We start from the raw sequence: 8,187 nt of genomic DNA on the forward strand, positions 1-8,187 counted from the left end.
CGCGATTCGTTCAGGTCAACTACCGTTACCTGGATATCAGGGCACTGTTTCGCTATTACAGACATCGTAGGGCCACCCACGTAGCCTGCTCCTATGCAGCAGATTTTCTTTATTGTCATTTATTCTATTGAAATAGTTAAAAATTAATACTTAAGTTTTATTAAAATCCAAATTAGATGTAGTTTTCTCCAAACTGCTTCGCTGCATCCGCTACTACCTGTTTCACTTCTTGCTCAGTGTCGATAGGACAGATCAGCAATGTATCATTCGCTTCCACTACGATATAGTTATGAAGATTTTTAAGTACCACTTTTTTGTAACTCGGTACATTCACCATGCAATTACTACTATTATATAAAATAACATTATTTGCATCGGGTATAAGAACATTCCCTTCCCCATCTTGTGGGCTAAGACCATAAACCGAGGTCCAAGTACCTAAATCAGACCACCCAAAATCAACAGGTAGCACATAAACCAAATTGCTTTTCTCCATGATAGCATAATCTATGGAAATATTATTGCAAGTAGGATAATATTGTTGTAAAAACTCTTCTTCTTCAGCAGTATTATATTTGTCTTTTCCATAAAGAAATATAGCATTTAATTGTTCTTCATATTTCTCCAATTCTCCTAAAATTGTCTGTACATTCCAAACAAAAATCCCTGCGTTCCACAGGTACTCCCCACTTTCAACATATTGCTGTGCAGTTTTTGCATCCGGTTTTTCCTTGAAAGCGCTAACCTTATGAAATGCATTAAAATTAGGCAAAGTTAAACTATCTGCTTGAATATATCCGTAGCCTGTATCCGGCCGCGAAGGTTTTATTCCCAGCGTGATGAGCGCCTTGTTATTTTCCGCAGCCTCAAGTGACTGCTTTACATCTTCTAAAAATTGATGCGTATCTTGTATTAAATGGTCAGAAGGAGCTATAACCATTGTTGCCTGCTGATTTAGCGCATGCAACTTATGACAGGCGTAAGCAATACAGGGAGCAGTATTACGCATAGCCGGCTCTCCAATAATCCTTGTCATATCAGTTATTCCCAATTGCTCTTGCACAAGTGTTACATATTTATGATTCGTTAGTACATAAATATTTTCTTCAGGAACAATTTGTTTAAAACGATCGTAAGTATTTTGGATAAGTGTCTTTCCCGTTCCCAATACATCAATAAATTGTTTAGGGAGAGATGTTCTACTCACTGGCCAAAAGCGACTCCCTACCCCGCCTGCCATAATTATAACATAATGATTTTTATTCATTCTATCGTTCTAATAATTTACAGTGCTAAACTGTTACCCCGTTCCATAAATTAGCTGGGTACACCTTTTCTGCTACCAGGTTTGCCAATTCTTCCCTAACAAGTGGTTTATCTTCTTGATAAGTAACGCCAAAACATGGCGCATCAATTGCAAGTACCGAGAAAGAAGCTTTACCTTCCTGTAACAGCTGCTGAGCAGCTTCCGGAATAAGGAACTCTGCTTTAGGGTTTTCTTTATTTTCTTTAACAAAAGTTTTAAATAAAGGTTCAAGCATAGAAAAAATTGCAGGAGTAAAACCCCAGAAATTCATAGAAACCAGTGCGTTTTCAGGCAAGGTCCCTGGTTTTCCATCAGCTTGAACGAATTCGATTATTCTTTCAGCATTTCGATAAACCTTTGCACGTTCATCTAATCTTTCGAGCTTCCCATTATCTGATACAGCACAAACCCCCCTAGTTACCGGCCCGCTATCAGATAGCGTTTTACCAATGGTATATCCTAAAAGCGCAAAATGCTTGTCAGTAGCCTCATTCGATAAAAATTCAGCCATTTGCTTAAAGGCAGTAAGGCTATAAAAATCATCTGCGTTTATTACACAAAAGTTTTCTCCAATTACATTTCTTGCAGCCAACAGAGCATGTCCAGTTCCCCAAGGTTTAGCTCGATCCATATGCTCGTTAAAACCATACTCTTCTAATTGAGGGCCTTGAAAAGCGTATACAACTTCTATCTGATCTTTTATGTGTTTAGCAAATTTTTCCTCAAAAATTTCCTGGTGCTCATCTCTAATAATAAAACATACTTTCCCGAAACCTGCTCGTATGGCATCATAAATAGAATATTCTAAGATCGTCTCATTATTTGGTCCAAAACCGTCAATTTGTTTGTTTCCGCCATAACGGCTAGCCATTCCGGCTGCAAGAATTACTAATGTTGGCTTCATCAGATGCTTTTTTTAAATTATTTTGCAATTTATTTTTAACTCGTATACAATAAATATCCTGCTCTATACAGTATTAAAATTTTCAAGGGATGAAGATCGTATAAATAATGATTTCCGCAAGGGATGTGTACTTAAATTGTATACAAATGAACTACTTTTGAGTATTATTTTTGATAAGATTAAAAATATAATAAAAAGAATAACAATTACATAAAATCAAAACAGCTCTTCATTCCGCAAATTTAGGTGTCGCAAATCTTTATGGGCCTTACCATCTTTCACGTACTTAATAATTTTCCCCAACTGCCTCTCATGATGCAAATCCGTACCCACTAAATCATAAAGATTATTTTTTATTAGATATTGGGCTGCCCGAGTTACATCCCTGCCATAATACCCTGTAGGCGATAATAGATTAAGTTGTAATATACAACCAAGATCTTTTAGCCTATCATATCCATTAAATTGATGGAAATAAAAATGATATCTTTCTGGATGAGCCATAATAGGAGCATAGCCTTCTTCCACAATCTTCAGTATAGTCTGTTCTAATTGAAATGGTTCAGTTGACCAAGGCATTTCAATGAGTAGGTGATCTGTAGGAAAAGGCCTAAGATCCCCCCGGGTTAATAAAGAATCAAAATGTTGCCCCAACATATATTCTGCAGAAGAATGCGTATAAACGTCTCCCATTCCAGAAAGTTGCATTTCAGCATATAAGTTTTCATGTGCCAAATTTATTGTTTGAGGAGTATTCGGGTATACTTCATCGTATATATGGGGGGTTAGAATAAACTGTTTTAAACCCAATTCCCTCAAAGTTTTTATAAATTCGATGCTCGTTTGTACATCCTTAACACCGTCATCAATTCCTGGCAAGATGTGGGAATGCACATCGGTCTTCATCCACTGTAAATCGGTCAACCCTTGCCTTTTAAATAAATTAAACATTATTATTTTCCCCTTTTTACCCGCCAATTCATTATTGTATCAAATTCATTGTATATACAGATACGTTCGTTGTTATAAGATTTCTCATACCATCGTAATAATTGTTTAGTTTCTTTATAGAAACCATAATCTAAAGCCATAATTGTGCCGCTTATTTTATTACGGGTTCCATGGTTCGTTAATTAACAACAAAGGCACTATAGGATCTACTATTAAATCTTCCCAGAACTATGTGCAAATTACCCATTTTTTTATCAGTTGCGATTCCTTAAACGGGACATCGTATTTATAAATTACCTTTGTCTTACCATGACGTTAACCTCAATAAAAACCACTTCTTCGGAGAGAATATATATGATCGATATCCTTCGTGGATTTGCATTGTACGGCATCATTCTAGCACATATTGGCTCTATATATTTATATGAATTAGAGATTACCTCGAATGATCTGACGGGCATGGATAATAAATTAAAGAAATTACTTGAATTATTTATAGAACGGAAATTTTATCTCATCTTCTCTCTCTTATTTGGTCTCAGCTTTTCCATCCAACTTCAAAATGCTATTAATCGTAACAAACCTTTTGTGTTGAAATATTGCTGGCGATTAAGCCTTCTATTTTTTATTGGATTTATTCATAATCAACTCTATCCCTTTGACATTCTACAAATTTATGCCTTCATCGGTGTATTACTTCTTCCCATAAGAAAAATCGCTACCCCAGTACTCTTGGCAATTTCAATTAGTTTATTTATTTTTAGTTGTGTTTTCTTACAATTTGATGGACATATAAAGGATTCTTTATCAACACTTAGAATTCAAAAAGTTAGCTTATCCCAAACACTTACACACCAAATTGCCTCTGGCCATTTTTTTATGATACTAAGTTTGTTCACCTTCGGTTTATGGGCCGGTAAAAAAAATATTTTCACCCTTGGCAGAATAGATCCAGCTTATTTTAAATCGCTTTTTATTTTTTCGCTAATAAGTTTACTGATTCTTAAAATAGCACATAACCAATTTAGCATTCCGTCTTTTAGTTTACCTTTAGTAAATATAAGTTTCTCCTTTTTATATATTAGCATCATAAGTCTATCATATATTTATCTACCTCACTTAAAGCTCTTATGGCAAAGCTTAGAGGTGGTTGGCAGAATGGGCCTTACCAATTATATTTTACAGACCATTTTTTTCTACATATTGTTTTTATTCAAATCTATTCTTTTTAACGGCGGCGATTTATATCTATTATTTATATATGCGAATTCTTTCTTTTTCTTTCAGATCTTATTTTCAATTTGGTGGTTAAAAAAACACAAACAAGGGCCGCTAGAATGGATTTGGCGAAGCGCCACTGATCTTTATAGAGTAACAAACTTATATGTTAAAGACAAGTCTTTATGTGACACACCGGATCAAATAAAATCGCCGTTATAAAAGTACATCGACAGAAAAACATTTGATGATGTGTAAATATGTGTTAATTATGTAAATTGTAATATAAGATCTATTTACATAGATTTGTAGTTACACTGTGAAGATTATTCAGAAATGAAATATAACATATTCGCTCGTCACCGGGGTAAAGTGACGCTAGTCAACACTCAACTTACGGAGCAGGATGCCACCGATCAAGTTAACGTATTAAACCTCCTTAACGATGAGGGAGAGATTTATTATAAATTACCCGCCAAGGTTGTTGAGATTGAAACAACTAATAACAGTGTAACTAAACATTAATCTACTAGCTCGTAAAGCAAGACCTAAATTTAATTGAACAAATTTACTCATCTTTATTTACATAAAAACAATTTCATAAGAAAAACCGTGTACGAACTACGAATTTTTGTGTATATCTGCAATCGTTATTGTTTGACGAACCCCTTTTATTATTATTACACCTAATAGCACTCCAAAAGTATTAAAAATAACGTCATCGATATCAGGAAAACCTACCCCCGTGATATACTGCGTTACTTCAATTGCCAAGCTAAATAAGAAGCCAAAAAACAATATAAAATCAAATCTGCGAACGCCAAAGACGATGTATAAAAACAACGCAAATGGCACGAACATAAACACATTACCCACAACGTCCAAATAAACACTGCTTACGTTCTGTCCATGCGTATATAGGTACCATTTTAATGTAAATGGTTCTAGACGTGGCCTTATTGAGTGAGAACTTAAACTCGGACTCGGCCTGCGCCCAGAAAAGAAAACTACATAAAATAGGGTAATAAGGTATGGAGGACAACTACATATCCAAAACCACATAGTTAATTTTTGCGCTATTTTCTTCTTTAACATCATCCATATTTCCTAAAACCAGGCAGCTATAAAGTATAAAAACCAATATTGAAGGCAAAAACGCTTCGTTCTTTATCTTATTATGATAAAGGTGTTAACCATTGCCTTTATCCTACTAATATCCACCTCTAAAATAACAGATAAACTTATAAAACCAACCGGGAATTACTTAAATGTAAATAATATTTTTCTAAAATTTCATCATATGCTATGGTCTAAATATTTTTACATCCACATATCGATTACTTCTTTAAACAAATTATCACAAAATATATTGTGCTGGTTTTTATTTTTTATTTAGAGTAAATTGAAAAAAATATTCCTGTACTAGTATAAAATGAAAAAAGAACTTCTCAGTCGAAAATTATCCACATTTATACGTAAAAGAGCACATATTTGGTTATATGGGCATATTGATCGATTATTAAAAACGATTCATCAATTCTCTTATCCTTTTATGCCGCACCTCAAATCCTCGCAATTTAGTATTTAATTAAGCACATTTTGTAATCAAGATTATACACTTAATACACAATCCAAAATTTAAAAAAATGAAATTTAGATACGACATTAACGCCTTAAGAGCTTTAGCTGTTATAGGAGTAATATTATTCCATTTTAAAGTTCCTTATTTTGAGGGAGGTTTTTCGGGAGTTGATATCTTCTATGTCATTTCTGGTTATCTAATGACCAAAATTGTCATAGAGGCAATCTTGAAAAATACGTTTTCATTTAGAGATTTCTATGGCAAAAGGGTTAAACGCATTATTCCTGCTTTGCTATGTATGATTATAACACTGTTAATTGTTGACTTTTTCATTCTGCTTCCCGGGGATTATCAATATGTTTCTAAAAATGCAACTGCCAGTCTATTATTTGTTTCTAATATACTTTACTGGCAAAGTAGCGGTTACTTTGATCCTTCCTCGGAACTAAATCCATTATTGCATACCTGGTCATTATCTGTTGAATGGCAATTCTACTTGATACTTCCAATCATTTTAGTGTTGCTAAAAAAGGTCTTTAAATTCGAAAAAAAACATTACTTATTCTTCTTTATAATAAGTACCTCCATTACATTTGTGATTACTTGTTATTTTACCCAAACAAAACCAACAGCATCTTTTTATTTACTACCAACTAGATCTTGGGAAATGATTGTTGGAGGAATTGCTTATCTTGCTGAAGGCCACTTGAAGAAATTCAAAAAAGGCATAGCATATTTAGGTTATTTGGTACTTTTTCTGAGCCTTCTTCTCTTAACAACAGATTTAAGCTGGCCAGGCGCATATACTTTAGTCCCAGTTTTAGCTACGTTTTTAATTATTCTCGCTAACCAAAATGATTTTATTCTACTGCAACATCCTGTGGTCCAATTCACAGGCAAGATATCCTATTCACTATATCTTTGGCATTGGCCCGTTTTTGTCACTGCCAATTATCTTGGTATGTCTGCTGGTTTTACTTCCACAGTAATATTATTAATTATCTCCTTCTCGCTGGCATATCTATCGTTCACTTATGTTGAATCTATACGCTTTCAATCGAGCAAATACGTTATTGTAACAGTGATAGCGATTTGTACTTCAACCTTTATTCTTTCATACTATAGTTTCAATGAGTTTATATTTAAACCACAAACCATCCAAATTTCCAACTATACCAAGAATCATCTTGATGAGCGTAAAAAGCAATTTAGCTCTGGTTGTTGTTTTATCTCAACGACCTCTGAAGGAAAAACTTTAGATAAAGAAAGTTGTTTGCAACTGCAAGCTAATCGCCAAAATATTTTATTGATTGGCGATAGTCATGCTGCACATTTATCTCAATCATTACGAGAACATTTCGAAAAAGAAGGCATTCATTTGAATCAAGCTTCAGCTAGCGGATGTCTACCGCTAATTAATGCGAACGGCAGAGCTGAGTGTGTGGAGATTATTAACTATATCTATCGCGACTACATAAAAACTAACGCAGATCTTATCAGCGGTGTCATTATTAGTGGAAATTGGTTAGAAAAGATCAACAATAAAGAGCAGTTAATATCTGATTTAAGAACTACTATCGATTACCTTCATAAATTGAAGATTAAAGTAGTGATAATCGGACAAAATGAAACATACACCATGCCTTATGCCTCTATTGCTGCTTTAGAGTATGAGCATAGTGAGTCGTTATGGACAAATTATTTTAATAAAGATTCGCATCTTTTAAACGAAGTACTCAAAAAAGAATTCAAAGATTTATATATAGATATCTATAATTCTAAATCTATTAAACACCTATCGAAAGACTTAACTCCCTATATGTCAGATGAAAACCATTTCACCAAATATGGGGCAGATTTAACTGTTGGCGAAATTATATCTCAAAAACCAATGAAAAGATTTCTTGATCAGCACTATCAGGGAAATCACATTAATACTCGAGCATTCGATACGGTTACTAAGAATACTTTATAAGTTGTCGGAAAATCTGTCAACTTAGCTACCGTTGCCCACGCATATTAAAACATTAAACACCATTTATCTGAGCTCTAACGTAGCTTTATACGCTATTAATTATTGAGGCCTCAATATATTCCAATAAAAAGACCACTTCCAGATTGGAAGTGGTCTTGTAAGATTTCATATAATAATAAAAATTAGCTTCCAATGGCATTCACCTGAAAGCCGATAGCTTCCAGTTTAGCTTTATCCAACAGATTGCGCCC

The 8,187-nt window shown here is 34.1% G+C and carries 7 protein-coding genes; 2 read left to right on the top strand and 5 right to left on the bottom strand.

Annotation, left to right across the window (positions count from 1 at the left end):
* From BMY50_RS28650 to BMY50_RS27835, 4 genes are all read right to left on the bottom strand, one after another.
* A partial coding sequence (locus BMY50_RS28650; RefSeq protein ID WP_139202351.1) for a hypothetical protein occupies positions 1 to 119 on the bottom strand: 119 nt, incomplete at its 3' end.
* A 53-nt stretch (positions 120 to 172) separates the two neighbouring features.
* Complete coding sequence (locus BMY50_RS27825) at positions 173 to 1,267, bottom strand: mannose-1-phosphate guanylyltransferase (RefSeq protein ID WP_093333137.1); 1,095 nt, start codon at positions 1,265 to 1,267, stop codon at positions 173 to 175.
* A gap of 25 nt (positions 1,268 to 1,292) precedes the next feature.
* Positions 1,293 to 2,210 carry a nucleotidyltransferase family protein gene (locus BMY50_RS27830; protein WP_202907958.1) on the bottom strand — a complete coding sequence of 306 codons (918 nt, stop codon included), beginning with the start codon at positions 2,208 to 2,210 and terminating at the stop codon, positions 1,293 to 1,295.
* A 216-nt stretch (positions 2,211 to 2,426) separates the two neighbouring features.
* A complete protein-coding gene (locus BMY50_RS27835; RefSeq protein WP_139202352.1) occupies positions 2,427 to 3,161 on the bottom strand; it encodes a tyrosine-protein phosphatase in 735 nt (244 codons plus the stop codon).
* A 309-nt stretch (positions 3,162 to 3,470) separates the two neighbouring features.
* Here BMY50_RS27835 and BMY50_RS27840 point away from each other — a divergent pair, with 309 nt between their 5' ends.
* The gene (locus BMY50_RS27840) at positions 3,471 to 4,601 is read left to right on the top strand and encodes a DUF418 domain-containing protein (RefSeq protein ID WP_093333146.1); all 1,131 of its coding nucleotides are present in this window, start codon (positions 3,471 to 3,473) and stop codon (positions 4,599 to 4,601) included.
* Positions 4,602 to 5,000: 399 nt separating this feature from the next.
* Here BMY50_RS27840 and BMY50_RS27850 read toward each other — a convergent pair whose 3' ends face one another.
* The gene (locus BMY50_RS27850) at positions 5,001 to 5,477 is read right to left on the bottom strand and encodes a VanZ family protein (protein ID WP_093333150.1); all 477 of its coding nucleotides are present in this window, start codon (positions 5,475 to 5,477) and stop codon (positions 5,001 to 5,003) included.
* 548 nt (positions 5,478 to 6,025) lie between these two features.
* Here BMY50_RS27850 and BMY50_RS27855 point away from each other — a divergent pair.
* Complete coding sequence (locus BMY50_RS27855; protein ID WP_093333152.1) at positions 6,026 to 7,936, top strand: acyltransferase family protein; 1,911 nt, start codon at positions 6,026 to 6,028, stop codon at positions 7,934 to 7,936.
* Positions 7,937 to 8,187: the final 251 nt, after the last annotated feature.

Origin of the sequence: Olivibacter domesticus (genome assembly GCF_900109575.1) — a bacterium.
GTDB lineage: Bacteria > Bacteroidota > Bacteroidia > Sphingobacteriales > Sphingobacteriaceae > Olivibacter > Olivibacter domesticus.

Coding starts and splice junctions, on each gene's coding strand:
- BMY50_RS27840 (WP_093333146.1), top strand. CDS start 3,471: ATGACGTTAACCTCAATAAAAACCACTTCTTCGGAGAGAATATATATG.
- BMY50_RS27825 (WP_093333137.1), bottom strand. CDS start 1,267: ATGAATAAAAATCATTATGTTATAATTATGGCAGGCGGGGTAGGGAGT.
- BMY50_RS27855 (WP_093333152.1), top strand. CDS start 6,026: ATGAAATTTAGATACGACATTAACGCCTTAAGAGCTTTAGCTGTTATA.
- BMY50_RS27850 (WP_093333150.1), bottom strand. CDS start 5,477: ATGATGTTAAAGAAGAAAATAGCGCAAAAATTAACTATGTGGTTTTGG.
- BMY50_RS27835 (WP_139202352.1), bottom strand. CDS start 3,161: ATGTTTAATTTATTTAAAAGGCAAGGGTTGACCGATTTACAGTGGATG.
- BMY50_RS27830 (WP_202907958.1), bottom strand. CDS start 2,210: ATGAAGCCAACATTAGTAATTCTTGCAGCCGGAATGGCTAGCCGTTAT.